Source organism: Paenibacillus marinisediminis (assembly GCF_054343325.1).
In genome coordinates, this window is record NZ_JBTGUH010000006.1 from 235090 (window position 1) to 261604 (window position 26515).

The 26515-nt window shown below is 40.1% G+C and carries 19 protein-coding genes and 1 riboswitch; of the genes, 8 read left to right on the top strand and 11 right to left on the bottom strand.

What is annotated here, in order from left to right; genetic code table 11:
• Nucleotides 1–28: 28 nt before the first annotated feature.
• Both ACXX53_RS15385 and ACXX53_RS15390 read right to left on the bottom strand, forming a co-directional pair.
• Nucleotides 29–1369 (bottom strand): ABC transporter substrate-binding protein, encoded by a 1341-nt coding sequence (locus ACXX53_RS15385; protein ID WP_458569545.1) that lies wholly within the window; start codon nt 1367–1369, stop codon nt 29–31.
• Nucleotides 1370–1886: 517 nt separating this feature from the next.
• Nucleotides 1887–2876 carry a LacI family DNA-binding transcriptional regulator gene (locus tag ACXX53_RS15390; RefSeq protein WP_458569546.1) on the bottom strand — a complete coding sequence of 330 codons (990 nt, stop codon included), beginning with the start codon at nt 2874–2876 and terminating at the stop codon, nt 1887–1889.
• A 955-nt stretch (nt 2877–3831) separates the two neighbouring features.
• Nucleotides 3832–3927, top strand: a riboswitch (cyclic di-GMP riboswitch).
• 95 nt (nt 3928–4022) lie between these two features.
• Between ACXX53_RS15390 and ACXX53_RS15395 the strand changes: the two genes are divergently transcribed.
• The gene (locus ACXX53_RS15395; protein WP_458569547.1) at nt 4023–9251 is read left to right on the top strand and encodes an OmpL47-type beta-barrel domain-containing protein; all 5229 of its coding nucleotides are present in this window, start codon (nt 4023–4025) and stop codon (nt 9249–9251) included.
• Nucleotides 9252–9459: 208 nt separating this feature from the next.
• Here ACXX53_RS15395 and ACXX53_RS15400 read toward each other — a convergent pair whose 3' ends face one another.
• Nucleotides 9460–9921: a UTRA domain-containing protein gene (locus ACXX53_RS15400; protein ID WP_458569548.1), complete on the bottom strand. Its 462-nt coding sequence runs from the start codon at nt 9919–9921 to the stop codon at nt 9460–9462.
• A 102-nt stretch (nt 9922–10023) separates the two neighbouring features.
• On the opposite strand from ACXX53_RS15400, the gene ACXX53_RS15405 reads away from it, so the two are divergent.
• Nucleotides 10024–10740: a GntR family transcriptional regulator gene (locus tag ACXX53_RS15405; RefSeq protein WP_458569549.1), complete on the top strand. Its 717-nt coding sequence runs from the start codon at nt 10024–10026 to the stop codon at nt 10738–10740.
• Between the two features lie 165 nt (nt 10741–10905).
• Nucleotides 10906–13317 carry a glycoside hydrolase family 38 N-terminal domain-containing protein gene (locus ACXX53_RS15410; protein ID WP_458569550.1) on the top strand — a complete coding sequence of 804 codons (2412 nt, stop codon included), beginning with the start codon at nt 10906–10908 and terminating at the stop codon, nt 13315–13317.
• Nucleotides 13318–13478: 161 nt separating this feature from the next.
• Here ACXX53_RS15410 and ACXX53_RS15415 read toward each other — a convergent pair whose 3' ends face one another.
• The 3 genes from ACXX53_RS15415 to ACXX53_RS15425 all read right to left on the bottom strand — a co-directional run bounded on the left by ACXX53_RS15415 (nt 13479) and on the right by ACXX53_RS15425 (nt 14673).
• Nucleotides 13479–13625, bottom strand: a complete 147-nt coding sequence (locus tag ACXX53_RS15415; protein ID WP_458569551.1) for a hypothetical protein — start codon at nt 13623–13625, stop codon at nt 13479–13481.
• A 154-nt stretch (nt 13626–13779) separates the two neighbouring features.
• The gene (locus ACXX53_RS15420) at nt 13780–14223 is read right to left on the bottom strand and encodes a hypothetical protein (RefSeq protein WP_458569552.1); all 444 of its coding nucleotides are present in this window, start codon (nt 14221–14223) and stop codon (nt 13780–13782) included.
• A gap of 156 nt (nt 14224–14379) precedes the next feature.
• On the bottom strand, nt 14380–14673 hold the full coding sequence (locus ACXX53_RS15425; RefSeq protein ID WP_458569617.1) for a hypothetical protein: 294 nt from the start codon (nt 14671–14673) through the stop codon (nt 14380–14382).
• 643 nt (nt 14674–15316) lie between these two features.
• Here ACXX53_RS15425 and ACXX53_RS15430 point away from each other — a divergent pair.
• A complete protein-coding gene (locus ACXX53_RS15430) occupies nt 15317–16021 on the top strand; it encodes a hypothetical protein (RefSeq protein WP_458569553.1) in 705 nt (234 codons plus the stop codon).
• A 203-nt stretch (nt 16022–16224) separates the two neighbouring features.
• Here ACXX53_RS15430 and ACXX53_RS15435 read toward each other — a convergent pair whose 3' ends face one another.
• From ACXX53_RS15435 to ACXX53_RS15445, 3 genes are all read right to left on the bottom strand, one after another.
• Nucleotides 16225–16959 carry a hypothetical protein gene (locus ACXX53_RS15435; protein WP_458569554.1) on the bottom strand — a complete coding sequence of 245 codons (735 nt, stop codon included), beginning with the start codon at nt 16957–16959 and terminating at the stop codon, nt 16225–16227.
• Nucleotides 16960–17052: 93 nt separating this feature from the next.
• Entirely contained in the window at nt 17053–18504 is a 1452-nt protein-coding gene (locus ACXX53_RS15440) for a sensor histidine kinase (RefSeq protein ID WP_458569618.1), read from the bottom strand.
• Nucleotides 18497–19159, bottom strand: coding sequence for a response regulator transcription factor (locus ACXX53_RS15445; RefSeq protein ID WP_458569555.1), 663 nt, complete (start codon nt 19157–19159; stop codon nt 18497–18499). The genes ACXX53_RS15440 and ACXX53_RS15445 overlap by 8 nt, the downstream gene beginning before the upstream one ends.
• 340 nt (nt 19160–19499) lie before the next feature.
• On the opposite strand from ACXX53_RS15445, the gene ACXX53_RS15450 reads away from it, so the two are divergent.
• Entirely contained in the window at nt 19500–20186 is a 687-nt protein-coding gene (locus ACXX53_RS15450) for a hypothetical protein (RefSeq protein ID WP_458569556.1), read from the top strand.
• A 79-nt stretch (nt 20187–20265) separates the two neighbouring features.
• Nucleotides 20266–21315, top strand: a complete 1050-nt coding sequence (locus ACXX53_RS15455; RefSeq protein WP_458569557.1) for a hypothetical protein — start codon at nt 20266–20268, stop codon at nt 21313–21315.
• Between the two features lie 363 nt (nt 21316–21678).
• Here ACXX53_RS15455 and ACXX53_RS15460 read toward each other — a convergent pair whose 3' ends face one another.
• Nucleotides 21679–22563 carry a copper amine oxidase N-terminal domain-containing protein gene (locus ACXX53_RS15460; protein ID WP_458569558.1) on the bottom strand — a complete coding sequence of 295 codons (885 nt, stop codon included), beginning with the start codon at nt 22561–22563 and terminating at the stop codon, nt 21679–21681.
• Nucleotides 22564–22915: 352 nt separating this feature from the next.
• Here ACXX53_RS15460 and ACXX53_RS15465 point away from each other — a divergent pair, with 352 nt between their 5' ends.
• Both ACXX53_RS15465 and ACXX53_RS15470 read left to right on the top strand, forming a co-directional pair.
• Entirely contained in the window at nt 22916–23950 is a 1035-nt protein-coding gene (locus ACXX53_RS15465) for an ABC transporter permease (protein WP_458569559.1), read from the top strand.
• Between the two features lies 1 nt (nt 23951).
• A complete protein-coding gene (locus tag ACXX53_RS15470; RefSeq protein ID WP_458569560.1) occupies nt 23952–24629 on the top strand; it encodes an ABC transporter ATP-binding protein in 678 nt (225 codons plus the stop codon).
• A 78-nt stretch (nt 24630–24707) separates the two neighbouring features.
• On the opposite strand, the gene yjeM is transcribed toward ACXX53_RS15470, so the two are convergent.
• Nucleotides 24708–26204, bottom strand: a complete 1497-nt coding sequence (gene yjeM, locus ACXX53_RS15475; RefSeq protein ID WP_458569561.1) for a glutamate/gamma-aminobutyrate family transporter YjeM — start codon at nt 26202–26204, stop codon at nt 24708–24710.
• Nucleotides 26205–26515: the final 311 nt, after the last annotated feature.

Below are 26515 nucleotides of genomic sequence, written 5' to 3' on the forward strand. Positions count from 1 at the left end.
TCAATCATTCTACTGTTCTCCCAAACTATTATTTTTTCGCCTTGTCGGCAATAGGCTGCATTTTCTTCACTACATTATCCATTGCTTCCTGTGCGGATGCTTTGCCGAGCAATGCCTTTTCAGTTTCTTCATTCAAAGCTTGCAAGTATTCATTAATATAGATACTGTTTGGGAAACCTGTGAGGTTTTCACTCTTGGCGCTTTCGTAAAAATCTAGCATGGTTGCTGCTCTCTCGTCTTTAAGCAATGCCGGGTTATCTAAAGCACTCGTCAGAACAGGAATCGTGCCTCTATCAAGCGCATACTCGATTTGAATGTCTTCAGTCAATAGAAACTTCATAACTGTCCATGCCTCTTCCGCATGCTTAGCTTTCGCTGGAATGAACATAGCAACTGGGCTAACCATACCCGAGTTCTTCAATTCAGGATGAGCAGCTGGGTAAGGGAACGGAGCAATACCGACCTCGCCATTGTCGCCACGGTTATCCACGTAGCTGTACTCCCAGCCAATCATCATGCCTAGATTACCTGTTAGAATCGGATCTTGCGGTGTCTCTGCTTGGCCAATACCTGATTTGAATTTAGCAATTTCGTCGTTGCCAAATTCTTTGTAGTAATTTGCTTGGTAAGCGATCGAATCAACGTTAGCTTGCTGATTACAAGTTAACTTTCCGCTGCCGTCATCCCATGATCCGCCGAAAATACTCGGCCAGAATACATTGTCGATCCAAGGATAGTCCGGCATAAAACCGATTGACGTAATGTCGCCCTTTTCATTTTTCTTCGTCAGTTGTTTCGCTACATCAAACATTTCCTCTAACGTTTCAGGCGGTGCTGTAATGCCAGCTTCTGCAAACGCTTTTTTACTGTAAAGCAGCTTATTAGCCATACTCATAGAAATTGGAAATCCATAAATATCACCGTCAACTTTCATGCGATCAAGTGCTGCCGGGTTGATTTGGGTCGTATCATAATTATCCTTCTTAATCAGTTCTTCGAGATTCATTACAGCTCCCGCTTCAGACCACGGACCGATATTATTCCAATATGTTATTATTAAGTCTGGCGGGTTGCCTCCAGATATAGCCGTTAGTTGTGCCGTAGGATCCTGATTGCTCAGTGCCTTTACCTTAATGTCACCTTGGCTTTCATTAAATTTGGCAACAACATTATCCACATAAGTTGCATCTTTACCAGCGTACGGGTTCCAGAACGACACCTCTACCGGAGCTTTCGTCTCTCCTTCTTTCGATGTATCGGTATTATTCGATTCGTTTCCGGAAGACGAACATGCGCTTAGTCCCATACTTACGGTAATAATTAACGATAAGAGCACGATAAGTGGTTTTTTTCCATAACTGTTTTTCATTTTGACTCACCCTTTCGATATAATTAGTATCATGGATAACGACTTCGCCATCCTTTGGGGAGGCGCAACCTCACTAGTGCAACGTTTACTGAAAGTCCTAAGCTATATAGGTTGTGTTTTCACCTCCTAGGAAGCCTTCCTGAACAAAAGAAACGGGCATAATTGGGCTTACACCGTAGTCTTGGAGCGCTAATCCATTATCCGTTCCAAAGAAAATCTTTTTCTGTCTGTAATGGGAGGTTTTATTCGCTTTTATTGAATAAAACGGTGATATACTCCATTTTTAAAGCCTGGACAATTTGAAAGCGCAACCAAATTATAACTCCCGTTATCTGGTAAGTCAACATTATATATCACTAGTTATATTTTTATAAACATCAAGTAGAAACGACTTTTCCATCCTTATAGACGGGCGCGTTTCTTCGAGAAATATCTCAAGTATAAGTGTGAAACCTATACTTTCTGAGATTAAAAAAAGGGCGCGATCTTCGCCCCTTTTCACACGTATACAGATTTTCTATTGTGACTTACGACAAAACGAAACGGTTTCGCCCTCAAAAAACTTCACATTCGTTAAATAAATTGTTTTAGGTTCGGCATTTTTATGACAAATCATATCATGAAGTCGATCAACAACTGTCACGGCTTCAGTTGCATCAATGTAATAAGTTGTTAATTTAGGTGTACTCCTTCGAACTAACTCCGTTAAACCCCATCCAATTAAACTAATTTCATTCGGCACGCTAATACCGCGATCTTTCAAACGTTGTAATGCACCGAACTGAATTGCCGTATTTACGCTAAATGCTGCAGTGTAAGGGATTTCTAATATTTCCATACGCGTACAAAGTTCGTATCCGTCCTCATTTTGACTCACTTGTACGAGTTCTTTATTAAATGGTATATCGTATTCCTCCAACGCCTGCTGGTAGCCCATAAGAGTTTTTTGGTGTACTGACGTTTCCAAACTACCGCTGAGCAATGCAATTTGCTTATGACCTAACATAATCAAATGTTTAGTACACTCATAAGAAATTTTGACAACATCTGGTTCAATAATGTTAATATTTTTCTGTTTCACACTTCCATAAACAACATAAGGAACACCCGATTGCTCCATTACGTACAATATATCATCATCTACAGAGCCTATAAGAATAACACCCGCAGCTTCTTTCTTCCCTAAAAAATTTTGCACTTTCATAAAATCGTTTATTTTCGAACGAATATGCATAAAGATCAATCCATACTCATAATTGCTAGAAGCGCGCTCTATATTTTTTATATCAGAAACATATAGTGGATCATCACATTCACGATTATAAAGAATGTATAAGATTTTGGGAAGAACGGTTTCGTCTCTATATCCAAGCTCTTTCGCAGCTTTCAGTATTAAATCTCTCGTTTCTTCTGAAACCGTGCTACTCGGTGTATTGTTTAGTACAAGTGAAACGGAAGTTCTAGAAATCCCCAAGTAATCTGCGATGTCTTTTTTGGTTACTGTCATCTCATCACTCCTTATCCTTAAGACCGCAGCCTGAATAACGAACGTTATGCTATAATCACAAATACAATTATACAGAAAAACAAAGACTAGTAAATGGGATTGTACATAAGTATTTATCCCTCGTAACTTCCGAAATAACACCCGTTATGAAAATTTGTTTATTAAATGGATTGTTTTCTCTTAACTTCAATGGATTTACTCCGTTTAGGTTGTATTTTTCACTCAATTTTACTTTGTGGTTATACAGTTTACAGAATAGAGGAGAATTAACTGCGCAAAGCCGCAGGGGAGATCGCCAGAGACCCCTTCTGCTTGGTTTTATTACTGAGGAGCAACATGCAGCTGTGTTCGAGTCGTTCTACATAGAACTTCTCTTTAATCTAGGCTCTGTTATTCTATATTGTTGATTTTCAACCAATAGAAAATTCGCCTTATCATTGTGGAGGTTAATTAAACTAACGTGTCCCCTTAGCTCAATAGCAAATGAATCACAACTCGTTATTTCTCCCAAAGCTCGACCAGTCGACCTTCAGGATCTTACATTAAATATTCGAGATTTAATTTTAAGTTCCTTTTTCAACTATACAGTCGGTTAATGCAACAAAAATTATCCTCATTTGAAATAGACGTTATTCTCCTTCAACATTAATTCCGTTTTACAATAAGGACATTTGAATGTTTGCCCTTCTTTGTATTCAACGTTCCCATTACAATTAGGACAATTTAATTTAAGTAATTCCACTGGCCACCCCTCCTAATGTCTTTATCTATAAAGGCAAAATTATAGATTGATCTAAAGTATCTGATTATCTTTAAGATCATATCACAACTGGATAATTTTAGTCGATTTTAATAAAATGACTTAACCTATGACAAAAGACCGAATCTTGGTAGTTTATACCTATTCACACCGTCAGTTCCGGGACGTATGATAGATTCGTAGTTACAATTAACCAAGTGAAAAAGGCAAATCATAGGAAACTATGAGACGCAAAGCCAAGGGCCTGTACCACAACGTTTTTTATGATGTGGATGGCAGCCGGTTGCCACAAGGCATCATAGTATTAATTTCTATGGACCTTGTATGTAAGGTTCTTTTTCGCATGCCTTTTTCTCTAAATCCATTATGAAAGGTAGAACAAGATGATGAGAAAACGATTTAGGAGTAGCTTGCCATTACTCGTGTCGATGCTACTTGTGTTGCAATTGTTCTTTCCAATTGCAAACGTGTACGCACAAAATGCTGCCTTGGCTGGCAGCAGTATTTTGCCACCGAGTAACCTCGACCACCAACTTGTAACACCAAGTGACGTAAAACTCACATGGAATTCTGTTTACCAAGCGACTGGGTACAATATCTATGAAATAGGTGACGGTCAACTCAACCTGCTAGGTACAACAAAATCGAACTATTATAACATTAACGCTCTTTCGGAAGGTTCTTACACTTATGTCGTTTCAACGTTAAGTGCTGAAGGTGAATCTGGGCCATGTGCGCCGATTACGGTTAATATCGTTTATCCGATAATGGCGGCACCAGCTACCTTAACTTATACCTTCCAAAATGGAAACGATCTTGTACTGAACTGGGGATCGTCACAGTATGCTGAAACCTACAGTCTCTATCAAATTGGTGCGGATGGAGAAAAGACACTAGTCTCTTCGCTCAAGGACCGTACATACAAAATTACAAATGCACCTGCAGGAACATATACCTATGCGGTGTCCGCTGTAAGCTCCAAATACGGTGAGTCACCACTGTCCAATCCATTGGAGGTAACGGTGGGGCTGCCAGTTATGGCTGCGCCAGGTAATCTTGCGTACACAGTAACAAACGGTGGAAAAGACATCAATCTGAAATGGAGCTCCGCCACCTATGCAAACAGCTACAAAGTCTATCAAATTATCGACGACCAAAAAGTTTTAAAAGATACAGTGACTGGTACAAGCGTTACTTTCAGCAACATGTCTACCGGTACCTATGTTTATGAGGTTCACTCCTATAGTGACCGCTTCGGTGAATCAGAACAAGGAAGCCAGATCTCCGTCACTTTAGGTGACGTAATCATGGCTCCACCAAGCAACCTGTCTTATGTGGTGAAAAACGGAAACGATATTACTTTGAGCTGGGCAACGGTTGCTAATGCGAATAGTTATAAGGTTTACCAAATTGTCGATGGTCAAAAAGTATTAAAAAGTACCATCACCGGTACAACTGTAACGTACACCAACCAACCGTCAGGGGTTTATCTGTTTGAGGTTTATTCTTACAGTAATAGCTACGGTGAATCTCCGGACGGAAGCCAGGTTACTATCACCTTGAACGATGTGGCTATGGCTGCTCCGGATAACTTCGCTTATAAAATCAACAATGGCAACGACATCGTTTTAACCTGGGGAACTGTAGTCAACGTTAACAACTACAAGGTTTATCAAATCATTGACGGTCAAAAAGTGTTAAAAAGTACGGCAACTAGTCCAACCGTGACATTTAGCAACATGCCGACGGGAGATTACAGCTACGAAGTGCATTCTTATTCCACCCGTTTTGGCGAGTCGCCGGAAGGAAGCAAACTCACGTTTACACTGGCTCACCCTGCGATTCAACCGCCGCAGAATTTGGTTCAGAAGACCCAAAGTGCGACCAGTTTCTCTTTAAGCTGGGATGCCGCGTCGTATGCAAATAGCTACAAGGTTTATCAAATCATCGATGGACAAAAGGTATTAAAAAGTACAGTGACCGGTACAAGCGTGGCATACACCAATATGACGCCGGGTGAATACACCTACGAAGTTTATACCTATTCCACTCGTTTTGGGGAGTCGGCGGAGGGAAGCACACTTACTTTCACACTCACCGGACAAACCATGCAAGCACCGACAAACTTGACGTATACCATTACAAACGGAAACGATATTACATTGAAATGGACGGCAAGCAGCTATGCAACAAGCTACAAAGTATATCAGGTGATTGACGGACAACATGTCCTGAAAAGCACAGTAACTGGTACATCCGTTTCCTATACGAACATGCCGGAGGGAGATTATGACTTTGTAATTAAATCTTTCTCAACGGTTTTGGGTGAATCGCCTGAAGGGGCAGAAGTCAATTTTTCATTGGTTCTTCCGACGATGACAGGTCCGGGCAATCTTGCCTTTACCATCAAAAACGGAAATAATGTTGTGTTGACTTGGGCAACAGTACCTTACGCCAACAGTTACAAGGTTTATGAGCTGGTAGACGGTCAAGAAGTGCTGAAAGCAACTGTAACTTCCCTCACTGCAACGATCGCAAATGTACCAGCGGGCGACCATATTTATGTGGTGCATTCCGTAAGTACGCGCTTTGGTGAATCGGCAGAAGGAAGTAAAATCTCATTAAATCTGGATCAACTGATGATGGAAGCACCGGGAAATCTTACACAAAGTATTTCCAACGGCAATAACATCACACTGAAATGGAACTCTGTCACTTACGCAACCGCCTATAAAATCTACCAGATCATTGACGGGGAAAAGGTATTGAAAAGCACCGTAACGACTACGTCTGTTACGTATCCTAATATGCCAGCTGGCGATTACACCTTTGAGGTCCATTCTTTTAGCGACCGCTTCGGTGAGTCTATTGAGGGAAGTCAAATTTCACTTACCCTGGTTGCTCCGATCATGCAAGCTCCAAGCAACCTTAAGCAAAGCATCGCTAACGGGAACGACATTATTCTTAGTTGGGGAGCAGCAACCTACGCAACAAACTATAAGGTTTACCAAATCATCAACGGGGAAAAGGTGTTGAAAAGCACCGTAACGGGCACATCTATTTCCTATCCTAATATGCCTGCAGGTGATTACACCTTTGAGGTGCACTCTTTCAGCGACCGCTTTGGTGAATCTGACGAGGGAAGCCAAGTTTCATTGACTCTGGTGTTCCCGATCATGCAAGCACCAGCTAACTTTAAGCAAAGTATTGCAAACGGAAACGACATTAGACTTAGTTGGACAGCAGCAACCTACGCAACAAACTATAAGGTTTACCAAATCATCGACGGAGAAAAAGTATTAAAAAATACTGTAACAGGCACGTCCGTTTCATTCAGTAACATGCCGGCGGGTGATTATAGCTATGAGATTCACTCGTACAGCACTCGATTCGGAGAGTCACCAGAAGGCAGTACGGTGGACGTCACACTTGTTTGGCCTGTTGTACAACCTCCGACGCTGACAGCAACAATCTTTAACGCGAACAATCTGACATTTACCTGGCCAACAGTAACATGGGCGAACGAATACCGTCTTTATGAGATTGTTGATGGTACCCGCCAGCTAATCTATAAAGGAACAGCATTAAGCTACAAGGTGTACAACCTGAGTGAAGATACTCACCAATATGAAATTACGGCGTACAGTACTCGCTTCGGTGAATCTGCTCCTTCAGAACGAGTGGTTGAAGAGATTATTTATCCCGTGATGCAGCCGCCTGTGGCAAGCTTGAAACTTACAAGTGACACAAGCGCTAGGATTTCATGGAACTTTGTTACTTACGCTAATGGCTACAATGTCTATGAAATCATTGAAGGAAAACCAGTTCTTCTAACCGAGAACCTGAATAACCTGTCTTACACAGTGTCAAATCTGTCGTATGCGGACCATGAGTATTATGTCACTTCATACAGTAACTCCTTTGGCGAGTCAGACCCGTCCAATATCGTGATTGCGAAGCTGATCCTAGACACGACGCCACCAGTAACGAAAGCGAATGTACCAGAAGATTGGACGAATCAAAGCCCGATTGAAGTGACGTTGTCTGCAACAGATGATATTACGGGTGTTGCGAAGACCTACTATGCTGTGAATGACGGGGCTTTCGTTGAGGGCCATACATTGTCTGTCAGCGAAGAGGGAGTAACCAAAATTTCTTTTTACTCTGTCGACAAAGTAGGAAATACTGAAGCCGCTAATGTCGTCTATGTAAAAATCGATAAAACGGCACCAGTGACCAAAGCAACCACAGATTTGCAATCAGCTGTCATCAATCTCACTGCCACAGATGAACAAAGCGGAATACTTAAAACATTGTACTCCGTAAATGGTGCAGATTACGTGGAAGGAACAACAGTAACTCTTGAAAAAGAAGGGGCAAACAAGGTTTCCTTCTACTCAATCGACAAAGCAGGAAACAAGGAACCAGAACAAACTGTTGAAGCTACACTTGACCGGACTCCACCAGTCACTACGGCAGATGCACCCTCGACTTGGTCCAAGGATGATGTGACCATAAGGTTGACCGCTACAGACGCGCTAAGCGGCGTTGCGAAAACCTTCTACTCCGTCGACGGTTCGGCATACGCGGAAGGAACATCCTTCACGATCAGTGAAGAAGGCATTCATAAGATCGCCTTCTACTCAGTGGATGCGGCCGGAAATATTGAAGCGGCGAGCACTGCCGATGTGAAAATCGATAAGTCCGCTCCTGTCATTACCATGAATTTGAATGAACAATACGACATCGGGGATAAGGTACAGTTGACTTACGAAGTAATAAATAGTTTGTCGGGTATCGTTTCTGAGAAAATGACCGTTGTCGGTCCGAATGAAACTATCGGAACCGTGCTCACAAATGGTACCGTAATCCAGCTTGACAAGCCGGGCGTTTATAGCGTCATCGTTACCGTTACCAATGCTGCAGGCACAAGTACTACGATACAAAAACAATTCACGGTAGCTACCATTTTCGATTATGTGCTTTTTGCCGGGGATCCGACTAAAACTTTCACATTAAGCGGTTCAAACAGTAATTTTAGCGGGAAAGTGCATGTCAATGGGAATGCCGCAATTTCCGGAAGCAAGCATAAGTTCGATGTATTCGAATATGGGAATTCGTTAAAGGTATCCGGCTCCGGCACCACGATTGCTTCCGAAGTAAAGTCTACTTATACGGATATGATTCAAATAAGCGCGGATGAATACAAGAATAAAGCAACGACAATTTATAAGGGTAATAAGCACTTCTCCGGAAGTAATATCAAGATCGATGGAATCGTGTTCGTAGACGGAGACGTCACCATCTCCGGAAGCCAGATTAGCGGTACAGGGACAATCTTTGCTACCGGAAGCATTAAAATAACCGGGTCGGGATTAAAATATCAGACCAACAATGATTTGGTTGCCTTCTACTCGCTAAAAGACATCGAAATGTCAGGAAGCAACAACGAATATAATGGGTTATTTTACGCTCCAAACGGATCAATTAAGATAAGCGGAAGTAAAACGACTGTCCATGGTTCGCTGATTGCCAAAGAAATCCGCATTTCCGGTTCAAACTTCAATGCGGTCTATGATCCAAGATATAAAACAGTGTTTGGCTCGGCACAATAACATATTCACGGTCATCAAACGAAAAGTCACTCATGACGACCTTCATTCCCATTTTTGGGGGTGAGGGTCGTCTTTTCATTATCTATGCAGGCCCTTTCTATTTTACCTCTATTTATGATAAGGTTCAGCGTAACGGGTCTATCGGCGAAATTATTCGAGAGTACATGACGATATCTCCACTCGCATTCGATCAAAACAAAATAACCAGTTAGAGTAATGTCAGCTCAGAGGATTCATAGTTCAAATTGCATTCTTGTGTATTAACATAGGAATATTGAACACAGAGCATACCGCTTCTATCCTGAATACTCTGCTGTATAAGCAGAAGTGATCTATACAACCCGCATTGCATCATGGAATGAATCACTTGATCAGCTGTGATGATCGAAAGTGATGTGTTTACAACTTTGAACCGACATTTCAATATTTCTTTAAGATATCTATTTAAAAGACAGTTCTCTGGAGCCAGGTTATCGGCAATAGCCAGTCGCTTAGCAAAATAGGTCTCGGTATAAACGGGGGTTACCTGTTTATCTTCAGTATGAAAACAGCGTTTTATTTTCCATAAATCTGAACCAACCGATACATCAAATTCACGAGCCAAGGCTTCATCCGCTCTGCTGATTAGCGGGCGCTGCCACTCAACAACCAATGGTTCCTTCGTTTTCATCTGATACAAAAATATCTATCCCCTAACTTTATTGCCGTTTCATTTTTTTGATGATATTCTATCACATGTAATGACATATAGCCATTTAGAGGAGCATACACCATGCCTTTGTACGACCAAATTATCCAGGACATCATGTCTAAAATAAATAGCCATGAATTAAAGGAAGGCGATATGCTTCCTACTGAAATAGAACTTAGCGCACAATTCAAAGTAAGTCGTCCTACAGTACGCACAGCCATGCTCAAGTTGGTTAACGAAGGATACCTGACGCGAGTAAAGGGCCGGGGTACATTTGTAACCAAACCCAAACTCGTACAAGAATCTTCACAATTTATTGAAAGCTACAATGAAGAAATGTCGGGTAAGGGATTCGCCCCACGAACCATCGTGTTAGATTTTAAAGTGATAACTAAAAATGATTTGGTTTGTTCCAAATTAAATATCTCTCCTGGTGATAAAATCATTCTGTTACGACGCCTACGTTATGTGCAACCTACGAGTGAAGAAAAACCCGTTGTGCTGACTACCGTATATATTCCTTATGATCTTGTACCTGATCTGATGAATTATGACTTTGAATCGTTTTCGTTATACGAAGTGCTAGGCAAACATGGGATCACGGTCACTCAAGTCATTCGTGAATTGGAAATCAAGATGCTGCATGGAAAAACGGCACGCCTACTCGAGGCAAAAGAAAATTCTGCTGCTCACTTTATCTCTTCTATCGGGTATGATACGAATGGGCGAGTAGTTGAATACTCAGAAAGCTTCTATCCCGCTGATCGCAATAAGTTTATTATAAAAGTTTCAAACTAGCATAAGCACCCTGATTATAGAGCAATCTTTAAGGTTCAATAACCTGAGATTGCTCTTGTTTTTATGCAGATAATTCCATAGTAAATGGCGATTTACAACGGTTTAGAAGGTTGCTACAATACATATGTTATTACATTTAAATAATATTACGCCTTGGAGGACATTATGTCAGAACATACATTCACGATCTATTTGATCCACCACAGTCATACTGACATTGGATATACCGATTACCAAGAAAAAATTGAAATGCATCATGTTCATTTTATTAAAGAAGCTATCGATATTCTAAATGCAGCACATTCAGGAAAAGAAGAATGGCTTGGATTCAAATGGAATTGTGAGAGCTTCTGGTGTGTAGAGAAGTTTCTGGAGTACGCTTCGCAGGAAGAGATTCAAGACTTTATCAAGTATGTTCAATCTGGCGAGATTGGACTCTCTGGCAATTACTTAAATCTTACGGATCTGGTGGATGAAAGAGTCCTTCGTGATACATTTGCCCGCAGTGTAGAGACGATGCGAGGCTATAATCTTTCCATGAAATCCGGCATGACTGCTGATATTAACGGCTATAGCTGGGGGTACGCGGATGCGCTTGCAGACCATGGAATCGAGCACTTGATGTCCTGCATCCATTCCCATCACGGCTACCATCCTTTATTTAAGAAACAAACACCATTCTACTGGCTGTCACCAAAAGGAAATAAAGTGCTAGTGTGGAACGGTGAACACTATCTGGTTGGAAATGAACTTGGCATCACGCAAGTAGGTGAATACGAATATACTATACGCGACAATTTCACTTCTGCCCCTCTAGATAAGTTCACGAAGGCTGAACAGCGGATTGAAGCTTATGTTCGAGTGCTGCAAGAAGAAGGACATCCTTATCCTTTTGTTCCGCTTAGCATCTCGGGTAGAATGACAGATAATGCACCGCCTAACACCAAAATTATTGAGTTTGTTAAAAAATACAACCGCCTTCATGGGGATCAGATCCGACTGGAAATGGTGACATTAGATGAATTCTTTACGATTCTAAAAAACAACAACACGGAGATCCCTACCTACTCCGGCGACTGGACGGACTGGTGGGCTGATGGTGTAGGCTCTACCCCTAATGTCGTACAGCATTATCGTGAAGCTAGCCGCAAGCTTGATATGGCTCATAAGCTTGATCCTGATTTCCAGTTCTGCAGCAAAGAATTGTTGGATAAAGCGAGCTACAATCTCATGTTCTATGCTGAACATACTTGGGGATATTCGTCCTCTGTCTCTGAGCCATGGCATCCGGGAGTCAGCAAATTAGATTTACGGAAAAGTTTATACGCGCAGAAAGCCAATGAGTATGCTTCGCGTGCTTGCGATCAGATTAGCTTTGCGAATGGGGAGACGCCATTTACCTTTAAGAACGAGCTTTCTATCATCGCAATGAACCCGCACGATATACGCGTGACGGATATGATTCAAGTCGAACAAGAAGTGCTTTATAATGAACACTTTGAAGTTGTGGATGATACTACAGGGCAGACTGTGCCGTATCAGATTGGGTCTTATTCGCGTGGCAAGACGCTGAATATCTTGGCGACTTTGGAGCCTCACGAGAAGAAAAAGTATTCCATTCGGATCACAGAAGCGCCACCACTGCATTCCTCAGGTCATTATGCACCTATAGGGATTGATGGAGTAAATGATCTCTCTCCGTCATTTAAGCGTCAACTTGATGAGGGCAGTGTGGTGACACCTTATTACCTGGAGAATTCATTTTTCCGTATGCAATACTCTCAAGGTGAGGGAATAATCTCGGTCTTGGATAAACGACGGAATCAGGAGTTGATACGAAGCGATGCTCCTTACCGAGCGTTTACCCCTATATATGAGGTAACCGATGTTACAACGACGCAGTGCGATGAACGTAAACGGATGGGACGCAACCGCAAAGCAACTTCAACTCGTCGTTATGAGGGTAAGCTGCGAGGCGTAGATGTGCTAGAGGATGGTAGTGTTTATTCCAGAATTGAATTGCATTATGATCTGGAAGGAACCTCATTCTGCTCGCTCCTGATTACAGCGTTCAAGGATATTCCAAGAATCGATGTAGACTTCCGCTGCCATAAGGATAGTGTGTGGAATCCTGAGAATCTGTATCTGGCTCTTCCATTCACGACAGGACAATCCGATGAGGAGTTGTGGATTGACAAGACCGGAGCCGTGCTACGTCCGCGTATAGACCAACTACCTGGAAGCTGTACGGATTTCTATGCAGTGCAGAATGGCCTATGCCTCTGTTCCTCTAAAGGTTCCATTGCAGTAGCTACACCAGATACGCCGCTCCTCATGATGGGCGACATTAAGTCGCATGAGATCAAGCTTGCTGGTGAACCGGGAGTTCACAATCTGGACCATGTATATGCATGGATGATGAATAACTTCTGGGAGACCAATTTCAAAGTGGATCTTGGGGGCTTCCATCAATATCGTTATACACTGATGCTAAGTGATAGCACGCATGCTGCAGATGTACTGAAGCAGGCTAAGGTAGTGAATACTTCTGTGCTTGGATTCCAGTCCTATCAATAGATCTACAGGTTACAAATCGTGAATCTCATTGTTGCTTAAACTTCATATGAACCAAAAAAGCGTAAGGATTCGATAATTTGCAGCTCGAATCCTTACGCTCATTCTTTATTTATCAACGCATCGCAATATACCTTCATAGCATTTCGCATAATCACACTCCGCTATTTATGATACGGTTCACCGTCACGGACAGCACTTTTTGTTCGGATCAAAAATCGCGGAGGCACAATATGCGTAATCTGGCATGCGACATAAGCGTTCAATTCCGAATTCCAGAATCCGAATACGTCACCTGGCTGTATCGTCATGTTTATCCTTGTCCTCCAATGGTGCTTGTTATTGATAAATAGAAAATTACCGCCCAAATCTATATAAGACTTGGGCGGTAAAATAATATTATTCAAGATATATGAAGTAACCACTAAATAACGTTGTCGTCTGCCAAGCCCATATGAGACTCTTTTATTCAGCTGAGTTAATGGTCGGCTCTGTCGCGGTTGCTTTTTTAGCAAGACTTCCTGGCAACTGCCATGCTGTTACCACTGCCAATACTACAAAGATGATATCCTTGCCGCCGAAGAATTCTGTGATATTCTCTTGGAATATCGTTAGAACTTCGCTGTTGAATATTCCAGAGATATCTTCATTATAGTAATACCCTAAAATAAAATATTTACCAAGTAATATTCCAATCAAACTCGCAATTACGGCCATGACTTGATGTACTGCGTTAACATTCTTTTTTGCGAGATAGTAAACCGAATAACCAGCCAAGCCCCCAATGCCCCATGCCACAAAACCAATCTCGTAATCCGTCAGTACTGCGATTAACGCCCACACTGCTCCCCCAATTACCGCAGCTAACAATGCGCCAAGTACAGGCAAAACTATTTTATTGCTCTCCAATGTCATACTCTCCCTACAAAATATGTATTTTATACAACACATTCTATTAAACACCAAAATAATCCTCTTTTCTACATTAATTTGGTAAAATTCTTTGACATTTTTATGTAGGCGTAGCCACGCAACTAAATAACCCCCAACCTATGAGTTGGAGGTTTATTTCTCTGCACTACCTGGGCTTGGCTGCCTTGGGCACTTCTGTCTGCGCTTCAGTGAACTCAATTTGATGCAATTGCCTATTAAATGAAAGGACTGAATCAAAACCATCTCTGGCCCGTACACCAAATTTCCGTAAACATTGTTCTCTGGTAACAGATGAAGAGGAGGGGTTAAGTGTATGTTTCTACCGGAATATCTGCACTCACCAGGGGGAAGCCCATATTCTCGTTTAAACACGCGTATGTAGGTTTGCTCATGTTCATAACCGCATTCAATTGCTATGTCGAGGATTCGTTACTCAGTTTCCATCAATGTCTCCAAGCTGGCGGACAGCTTTCAAGATCGGATATAGCTTTGTAGCGGCACGCCGAAATCGAACTTGAAGAGCCGACGCAAATGAACAGTGGAGATCGGGAGATCGGCTAGATATTCTGTCTCCGTAGTACCAGAAACATGTTCTTCTATTCGTGATAGGAGCTCAGATAGTACGGTCAAATTACACTTGGGTTGCTTTACTTCGCGTTCAATAGCTATCTTAATGAAACATAATTGCTACTAGCAAAGTTATACCATAATATGGGGGTGGATTGTAGTTTCTTGCATATATAAAAAAGCCCCTAAGTCAACCTAAGGGCTAGAATTTCTTATAAATCATCGAGCTTACAGGCCTCCGGGCCTCTTACCCCCAATTTTTTACCGTCACTTATGATACGATTCCTCTCAGTTAATCTTCACCGCGGAGTTCCGCTCCACCAGCACTATTCACATCAACTGGTGCGGCAGCATCATGCGGCCGAAGGACTTGTTTCAACAAGAAAATCAATAAGACATTACAATTAAGATCAATTTTTGATAGAAGTAATCGACAAATAATGCTAGAATTACCCAATGTGCTAGTAAAATTATACCATCTAGAAAAAGGAGTATTACATTCATGAAAAGATTTTCATCTTGGTTTTGGAGTGCTTCAATCATTTGCACGGTTGTTTTAGTTTTATTAACCAGTGTTATCAATACTGAAAAGTACGATTTTAAAATGACAGCCGCTCCTTTTTACATCCTCGGTCACTCGGAAAAATATAGTGGGAATGATGGCTTTTCTCTAGCTTTAGACCTTTTAGAATCTGAGAATGCTAAAGAGTGGGAAAAGGCAGGTCTCGTTAGCATGATTGAATTGGATATGGGGAGTTCTAGTTCTCTTAAATCAGGTGATGCCGCTACGAAAAGAACCATAGCAACCTCTTTTGGGGAAACAGATTTACGATACCATTTTAAGTTGAAAACAGGTAACTTTGTTCCTACTACACTCGATTTTTCAACAAACATCTTATACAACGTTTCTTACATATTAAACACCCCTTCAAAACTCATCCATAATATTAAGCTCGATTTATCAATTTCCGAAAACGGCCTTTTTAAAAGGGCTATCAGTAGTTTAGATGTCTGTCTCTTTATTCTTTTAGACGTTCTACATGCGATTAGTGGCGTCGGTTTAGCTCTTGTCATGGCTTTCCTGGGCTGTATTCTAGGTCTAGTTTTCCACCCAATACAAAGCTTAATTAATTTCTTCCCTTCAATATGGCAAGTCCTAGTGACTACCTGGCATGCTATAAGCTATATTTTTAATATTTTCAAATAATCTCTGCATACTTAACTAGAAGAGGGCTATAGTAGCCCTCTTCTTTTTCAAAATTTGCGTCACTTATGGTACGGATCCCCGTAACATCTACAGAGCGAAAAGAAGGCCCAAATTCACCTTAAGTACGCGAATTTGGAGCCTTCAGCAATATTACCTCTAATTCTATTTGCTAACCTTTTTAATAGTCTCCCGATAATTGCTTTCTATTTCTTATGTTTAGTAGTTGAAGATGCACTTATAGGCTTGGCATCCTTAAACTTGTCTTGAATCTTAGCAACGATATCCTCAGTCGAGTCCTTTAACGAAATCGTCAACTTGTCTTCCTTACCTTCTAAGGTTTGATTGATCACAACTCCAGTATCATTCCCTGTCTTCGCTGCATTCTCCTTCATCTGTTCAATCATTTGAGTTAGAATATCACTTGGGGGAAGACCGCCTGCAAAACCAATCGTGTTCTCGATTGCAGTTCCTGGCTTCGCGGCTACACTTGCTGTAAACCCGGTCATCCCGTTGGAATCCCGATTCCCCTGCTTTTTTTCGATTATTGAAGATGCACTTATAGGCTTGGCATCCTTAAACTTGTCTTGAATCTTAGCAACGATATCCTCAGTCGAATCCTTTAACGAAATCGTCAGCTTGTCTTCCTTACCTTCTGAGGTTTGATTGATTACAACCCCAGTATCATTCCCCGTCTTCGCTGCATTCTCCTTCATCTGTTCAATCATTTGAGTTAGAATATCACTTGGAGGAAGACCACCTGCAAAACCAATCGTGTTCTCGATTGCAGTTCCTGGCTTCGCAGCTACACTTGCTGTAGCCTCCACTTTAATAGCGGTTCCTTTTGCGTTGGGAACGTCGCCGCTCGCAGCATATGCGCTCATCGGGACAAGTGCAGCTGTCAATATGGTTACTCCTAACAAAGCTTTGTTCATCTTCATCTCACATTCCTCCTATTTTGTATTCAAGGAAACATTTCCTTTGACTACAATGTAACAGCGCTAAATGGAGTTAATGTATAGCTAATGTGGAGTTTACGTGGATTTCATACGGATGTTAGCGCTAAACAAGACGCCCTGTTCCGTATTTTTCATCTCATGGTAAATCGATAGAGCTTCAAAAACCATTCTAACGATATATAGGCCCAATCCGCTGCCCCCCGTATTTCGGTTTCTCGACTTTTCCAACCGGTAAAAAGGTTCAAATATTTTATCGATATACTCTTCCGGAATATGAGCACCCGTGTTCATAACTTGAAAATTCAACATGCCGTGACTCGTCTTTTCCAATCGAATGGTCACTTGTTCAGATAGATTAGAATAGACAATCGCATTGTGAATCACATTTTTTAACGCTTTTTCGATGAGCTTAGCATCCGAGTATATCAACAGGTTAGCCTCAATTTCATGGATCACTCGAATGTTTTTCTCCAATGCAAAATATTCAAGATGTTTGATAATGACGCCGATCATTTCAGACAGGTTGATCTCACTATATTTGGGTAAAAGAACTTGATGTTCAAACTTGGATATTTGAAGGATTTCCTGAACTAACTGTTCCATCTCATCCACAATTTTGTAAGACCTCCTCAAATAGGTGTCTCGATCCTGATAGACCCCGATTCGGTGGATCATTCCTTCAAGCTGGCCTTTCATAGCCGTGATCGGCGACTTTAACTCATGCGAAAGGATTCTGAACAGCTCTCTGCGTTTGGCTTCTATTTCTCGTTCCTTCTCCATATCGCTTTTCAACTCTGCATTCGCGCTTCTCAAGTCCTCCATCGTTCGCTGTAATTTCGCCGACATTTCATTCAAACTGTCAGATAGTTCACCAATTTCATCCGTTGATTTATGCTCGATTTTAATTCCAAAGTCCAGGTTCGACATCTTTTTCGCCGCTTGGTTAATCGCGAGCATCGGTTTGGAAATAATTCTTGAATAAAGATAAGCTCCGCTAATAGAAACAAGAAGTATAAACAGACCTATATAGGGTAGGAGCATGAGCAATACCTGAGATGCTTCGTTTATGGGCTGCAACGTTGCGTTCAATCGAAGAGTTAACGTCTTGTCTTTAAAAACAATTGGGGTTGTAATGACATAGGCTTTCGGAAAGTCCTCCGGTATAGACTGGTCAACCGATATCGGGGCCACAGAAGAATTGCTTACCGCAGCAGTGCCATACATTACCGAATTAGGATATACGACTTGCCCCTGTTCATCCAATAAAAGTGGGAAAGCATTCATTTCTTGCGCCAATTGATTAATACGTGTCTTGGCATCCTGAAAAGTAAGGTCGCGAGCGTCCGCCACCAATTCCTTAACTCCGGCATTCAATTGCGTCTTTTTATAGTTTTCGTAGAATATCGGCAGAAAAAAATACAAGGTAGAATAAATTATTGTCGCAGATAGAAACAACAGCAGCGAGGTGACGATAAAGATCTTAAACGTGATGCTTTTCCGATTAGTCAGTATTTGCAGTTTATTGATCAATCTTATACCCCACCCCTTTTACCGTTTTGATATACGGGACATTCAGCTTTTTTCTTATGTTTTTGATGTGGGTATCGATAATACGAGTATCTCCATAGTAGTCATAGCCCCAAAGCTTGTCCATTAGGTTCTCTCTGGTTACAAGCTTCCCCTTGTTCTCGAGCAGCGTCTGCACGATTTCGAACTCTTTAGTGGTCAGCGTCACCTCGCTAGCATGAATATATGCTTTGTAACTGTCACAATCCAGTTCAAGTTCATGGAACTTAAGGAGCGTAGAATCCTCTCTGGAGTAGCTTCTCCTCAGAACCGCCTCGACTCTTTTAATCAGGATATGAAAAGAGAACGGTTTCGTGATATAGTCATCGATGCCCAGCTCGAAACCTTTCACTTGGTCTTGTTCTTCTTCAAGAGCAGTTAGCATGATGATCGGAACATTCGACTTGCTTCGAATGATTTGAGATACCTGGTAACCATCCATATTCGGCATCATTACATCCATGATGACCAAATCAATATCTAATTTGTTAAACAGCTGTATTCCTTCTATACCATCAGATGCAACATGTACAATATAATGTTGAGCCAGGAGAAATTCTTTAATCACTTCTTGAATATCCTGATCATCTTCAATAATCAGTACCCGATACGACATATTACTCTCCCTCCTATTACATTCATTATATTAAGGGAATCTGGAGTCTGTATGAAGTGGTTTATTCTCCCGCAAAATTAATATTACGAATGGTATGGGTAAGTTTTAAACGGAGAGTTCAATTTTGGCTTCGTCCAAATCTGTGACTGGTTCTGCTTGTCCAAATATCATGACGCGCATATCGGGCATTTTTTCCTTCAAAACATCAACAGCAAGAGGTTAGATCTATGGAATTGATTCAAAAGGCCTAATATTTGATCGGATTTTACCGATATAAATAGTAGATAGAATATTCTCAAAATAACCACATCACGTGATAACTTAAAGGAGGTATTTTATTATGGAAGTAAATTTTCAATATGAAGAAAGTAACTCTCTACCAATTAAGACTATATCTGTAATAGGAAGCTTTAATGGTTATGATCCTAGCAAAGGGGTTATGGTCAACGAGGATAGTAAATGGACATTTAAATGTGATTTGCAAACAGGTGAGCATCCCTATAAATTTCTTATTAATGGAGAATTAAAGCTTAATGATCCAACTGCAAATATATATTTTCCAGATGATAATGAAGAGCTTTGGTCTATAGTCAAGATTAATGAAAATGACCAGAGAATGTACAATAATACCCAATATACAGCACATATAGAAAAATACAATATAGGCTCTACAGTAAGTGAGCAAGAAAATAGCGTGAATAAGAAAATTTTTAATATGACTTTAGATAAAAAAATAGTAACAAGGTTTCAATTTACCAATGTAACAGGATTACATACTGTAACAACAGCATGGTATACACCTGCAGGAGAGTTGTTCCAAGTAACTGAGAATAATTTATTCACACCACCAAATCATGAAGAACCAATCATGTTATGGTTTTGGATGGATTTAACAGACAATACTCGTAGATATACTTTTGGGAAATGGACAATGAAATTTTTTATAGATGGTGAATTCATATTAGAAGATCAATTTAAATTAACCCCAAACCCATTATATTCGCCGCAAGGAGAAATAAGATACTAGTTTATAAGTTTAACTTTGCAGGATATAACCACTTATCAGTGATTATATATTATTTAAAAAGAGAAGGATGTGAAAGGTTATGAGAATAACTAGCAACGTCAACCTTAATTCAAGTGTTATCAACAAAAGCATTGATAATAAGAACAAAGGTAAAACGGTTGAAAATTCCAACTCAAAATCAGATATACAAATGGCTAACATGAAAGAAGCTAAAGACATATATGAATCTTCAATTGTTAGTGCTGTAGGAAGCTCTTCAGAGGTTGCATCTAAAGAAAGAGAGACAACTAAGAGTTCCATAGGAGAATTTTTTAAATCAGTTGCTGATAAAATTTCCTTTGCAGCTAATGAGGCTTCAAGATTTGTTAAAACAGCAGTTTCTGTAGGTGAAAGTGTTGTTAAAACAGTAAAGTCGGTTTCAAATGTTGTTGTCGATACTGCTTCGGCTGTAGCAACAACTATAAAAGACGTGTCAGAGTCAGTAGCTAACAAAGTAAAAGATACTGCATCACAAATAGCTAGTACCTTTAAGCAAGTAAAAACTACCGCCGCCGAATTGAAAAAAGCAGCTGAAGATGTTAAAAATTCGGCTACATCTCTAATAGATACAACAGTAAAGACAGCTGTTTCAGTAACGAGCGATGTTGTGGGGATAGCGGTGAAAATTGGGATATCAGTGAATGATATTAAGGCTGAGTGGAACAATCCAAATGACGGCATTATAAAAAAAGTGGTTCAAACGGGCAGAATAGCTAAAGATGGAATAGAATCTGTAAAAGGATCAATAAAAGAAATAGGAAATACAGCTTCAAAAGGAATTGATGAAATTAAGAAGAATTACAATGACATAAAGAGTAAGGTTGAAACTTCACTGTCATTAATTCAAGAAGTTAAACAGTCAGTTGTATCAGCTAGCAAGAATGTAATTGATACAGCAAAAACAGTTGCAACTGAAGTTAAAGATGCAAGCAACATTGTATTTGATAACATAAAAAATGCTTCAGCTAATATAAAGAACATAGTTAAAGATGGGTATAATGAAATTAATGAAACTATACAAAACTCAAGTAATGAAAAAGATAAGAATAGCCTAGAAAATAACATTGGAACGACACCTTTATTTACTTAAAGGATGGTCAGCAAGGGTAAGCTTACAAAGAGGACCTATTAATAGGTCCTCTTTTGAGTTTAGCTTGATTATCCATTCACTTCATTAATCCCCCAAAGGATAGCCCAACTCCCCAAATTGTGACTAGGAAAACATGCCAGAGCCGGCATCATCCCGACGTAAATTCCGTAGTCCAGAAGAATTCAATCGCGGACGTCTTTCTGTATGAATGCATGCAGTCATGCTCTACCTCTCCTTTACATGAGTGATGCAATAAACCCGCAAACACAGACGAAGGCACCCCACTCCGAGGAGTGGAATGCCTATGGGTTTCATTTACTATATCTTAGATACACAGCCATTTCGAAAGGGAATAAGCCCTCATCATCTTCCTTTACTTGCTTCTACATCTCTTTTTAATCTGTTGATATGTTCACCATCTTTAGTTCCATCAAACGTAAAATCTAAGCTAGAGTGATCATCTTTTGCCATAATTGCTACTTGATAACCATCAGACTTTATTACTTGTAATGGAATAATATCTTGTGTAGAAATTATTTTGTATATTTCATTTGCTTTAGTAGGTACTACACTGTTTAGAAGTAGTTTTGCAAAATCTAGATCTTCCGAATTGTTCTCATGCAAAGATAATGTCATTAATTGCATTTCAGGTACTACCTGTGCAAATGAAGTTTGGTGATAAGCACCATCTTCCTCTATGGCCCGTCTGACATAACTTATACCATCTGCCCCAAATTTCTCATAACCGTTGCTGAGAAATAAACTAGGTACTTCTTTTAACGGTATCTTTGTAGTTGCAGTTGGTAATTTGATTGGTTCACTTGATGTAGAGATATAAGCTGTTCGATTGACATAACCTATTTGTAAGCCCAATGCATCAGATACAACTCTTAGGGGCACATAAACCGTATTATTTTTCATTTCAGGCCTACTCGATAATTGAATGAAACCGTCGTTCACTTCTGCATTGTGATAATTTACTGTAAATTTGATATATTTATTATCCTTGGAGATAGTCGCTTCCTTTTCTTTGTTATCCCATTTCACTTTATAATGAAGATTCTCTGATAGAATTCTTAAAGGTATCATAGTGTTACCATTTTCACTTATATACCCTTGACCAATTATCTTATTATCAAGTGATACTGTTACAGGATTCGATAAAGATTTAGCCTGAACTTGTATTGGTGCAAGTGCTAACATACCTACTAAAGTCATCATAATAATCTTTTGTGTTAATCTATTCACTTTATTGACCCTCACTTCAAATTATTCTATTCCAACTATTTATTTCGTAGTGTTTACGACCACCGAATTGCATTTCTCCCTTGATGTAACTTAGATGAGTAAATATATATGAAAATAATATCATATTATTATATACTCCTATTCAAAATTAGTATGTGAGATATATTCCTTATCCCCCCCTCCACCGCACCCACTTTCGTTACGATTCCGTCAAATGGTGCACTAGCATCTGCTCCGTTAATTGAATAATCACTCCTTCTGATCTTTTAAAGCTCCGTTCATCCTCCGTTCATCCTCCGTTCATAATTCAATTGTATACTCATCATGCAACAGAGAAAGGGAGGCACAGTAAATGAATATGGCATGGAAAGAAATCAAGAAGAGTAAAGTGAAGTTTATTATTCTAGGCTCTATCATTTTTTTAGTTAGTTTTTTAACATTTATCATATCGGGACTCGCTAATGGTTTATCACAAGATAATGCATCTTTGATCAAGGATTTACCTGCTGGTCATTTCTATATGAATGAAAAAGCTAACGAAACTTATAATCTTTCAAAAATAGATCCAAGTGTGCAGGAGGACATCTTAAAGGAACAAAAGGATGCCGTTGCACTCTCGATTCAGATGGGTTTTGTGAATGATGCAGAGGACAATCAGCATGGTGTAGCGTTTGTTACTTCAACCGAATCCCCATTATTTGAGAAAGTGAATCCAGGGGAAATCATCTTAGATAGTTCGCTTGAAAAAGAAGGCATTAAAGTTGGAGATGTCTTAACGAACAATCAATTCAGCGGTGAATTTAAAGTGGTGGGATTTGCGGATCAAAAAAAATATAGTCATGCGCCAGTTGCTTATATCCATATGGATGACTATAAAGAAATTTACCGCGTGAAAACTATGCAATTGCTCTTTATCCCAGGACAAGATCAAGCACAGGCTATAGACGGATTACAATCCTTTTCGAACAATCAGTTTCTAGGCACTATTTCGAGCTATAAAGCAGAAATGACGTCCCTTAATATGATTATTTGGTTCCTAGTTGCCATCAGTGGCATGTTGTTTGCGATTTTCTTCTATATGATGAATGTTCAAAAGATCGGACTATATGGTATCTTGAAAGCCATTGGTGTAAAAACAAGTACATTATTCCGTATGATGTGGTCTCAAATGTTCTTCATCACGGCAATCTCACTAATATTATCAATTGCACTCAGTCAGGGCTTTAATATGATCGCACCAGAAGGCATGCCGTTCAGCCTAACGACTGCAGCGACCATTGAATTATCAATTCTGTTCTTAATCATTGGATTTATCGGTGCAACTCTTTCTGGTCTTCAGATTAGAAAAGTTGAACCCCTACAAGCCATACAGCAAGGAGATATCTAATATGACTACCTTCACAATACAAGATGTCAAAAAAACATTTACAAATGGCGAAGTCGACGAACAAGTATTGAACGGGATCAATCTTTCCCAACAAGAAGGGGAAATAACAGCACTCGTGGGTGCTTCAGGTTCTGGCAAAAGCACACTTCTTACGATCGCAGCAGGTCTTCAGCGCGCATCTGATGGACAAATCATTTTCGAAGGAAAGAACATGACCGAAATGTCGCAAGAAGAGATTCGCAAAATACGCGCCAGTCAATTTGGGTTTATTTTTCAATCGTCACATCTTGTGCCATTCCTTACCGTAGAAGATCAGCTCATGCTGATGCTTAACGTATCAGAGACCAAAATGAGTAAACGTGAGCAAAAAGAAGAGGTCACGAAGATACTCAAATTGGTAGGCATGGATCATCGTAAAGATGCTTATCCTTCTTCACTGTCGGGTGGGGAAAAACAGCGGGTTGCCATTGGTCGTGCCATCATCCACAAGCCCAAAATGCTATTCGCAGATGAGCCAACTGCAAGTCTAGACTCGACTAGATCGAACGATGTCATGACACTCATCCGCAAATTGACTAAAGAGTTGAAAATCACCACCTTGCTGGTCACACATGATGAAGAAATGCTCTCCTATGCAGATCATGTTATCACCATGAAAGATGGATTGATTGTAAAATAAATAATGAAGAAGCACCTACATGACTAGGTGCTTCTTTTTTTGCGTTATATGGCGAGAAAATTCACCCTACTTTTCGAGCTAACTTAATTTTTTTCTTTCATAATTTCTATACATTAACCATGCAACAATTGAGAAAATAACGGGTCCAGCCACACTCCAAATGGTTGTTTGCATATCCCCTTCTAAAGCTGGCTGTATGATACTAAAGAAATTTGCAAATCCAACGGTTAGAACAACGATCCATGTCCAAATATTAGCGCTCAATTGCGTCTTATATACAATAAACGGCTTATTGATTTGCACTTTTTTCTTAAAATACGGGAATGCAAGTGCTATAAATATATACGGTATTGTCATAGCCACGTTAGTCATCGAAACGAGTATGTTAAAGAATACGGCCATGGTGCTTCCACCGAACGCGATTAACGCGATCATCACACTAACGATAGTAGCTTGAATCCACATCGCATGAACAGGCAGACCATTCTTTGTTTCTCCAATCTTTCCGGGCCACAATCTTTTAGGTGTTCCTTCAATCAATTGCTTTAGCGGTGAAAACATTAAGGTAAAGAACGCACCGGAAAGTGCCAGGAACATTGAAAGTCCAATAAATCTTGCAACCCCATGTCCCAGGGCTGTAGCTGTAGCATCACTTGCTCCAAAAGCGATGCCTAATGAGTAACCTAAATTGGCCATAACTATATAACTCACGTTTCCTAGGTTAACATTTGCAATACCCATTACAGATGCCCAGTTTGTGAATATTCCAATTAATAGTATTCCTAATGAATACCCTACAGAAATGATAGCTGCAGAAATAAGAATTCCTTTCGGAAACGTTTTTTCTGGATTTTCTGTTACATCCACTAAACCGCCCACTGCTTCAAGTCCGCCATAAGCAAAAAGAGCATATACGATAAAAGCTAACGAAGCAATAAGATCTCCTGCATATTTAGGATTTGGTGTTTCCAAAAATGAATGCAATCCTGTAATCGGCTGTGCCAACTGTCCATGATTGCCTACAAGTACTGCAATTGCACCCACCCAAAGAAATACATTCAATAACAAGACCGCAGTACCACCTAAAGAGGTTACTTTCTTAATCTTATCCAGACCCTTTGTTGATGTGTAGGTTACGATAAGAATCCATACAATTCCAAGTATTCCCAAAACCTGAGGTCCTTGAAGATTAAAGATAGTCCAGCTTTGTGTTGTATCTTGTCCAAAGATAGCATTTGACACTGGAACCCACATACTAGATGCGACATTAACCATCCAAGTGATATAAGAAAAATACCACATAAACGTTCCTATAAATGCAAATTTGGGACCGATGGACTTTTCCATCCATGAGTAGATCCCACCCTTTTCCTCTTTAAAGGCAGAACCATATTCAGCGACCATTAATGCGAAAGGAACAAAGAAGGCTATGGCTGAAAATATGAACCAAGGAATAGCAGCATAACCCATCTTATAAAATGATCTTGGAATGTTGTTGAAACCATACACAGAAGTGAAAATCATTAAAACTAGGGATACTAAAGTCAACTTCCTGGTTGTGTTTGTGTTTGACACACGTTTTTCCTCCCCTATATTTACCTTCAACACACAATGTTTACTTAGTATCACCTAAATTGATTTTTTTAATTGTTCACTTTTAGCAAGTCTTAACAGGATTACTTTAAAAATTTTCGAGAAAATCCCCACAAAAAAAGCGCCAAGAACATTGAATTGTTCTTTGACGCTTCAGTATCAATTAACGATGACTTTGTGCTTACTTATGGTACGGTTCACCATAACACTCTAACGGCGAATTTTTAGGACACCTTTAAACTAAGAGTGCCCTATGCTCATATTCAAGACGTTCAACTTCAGCTTTTCTATAA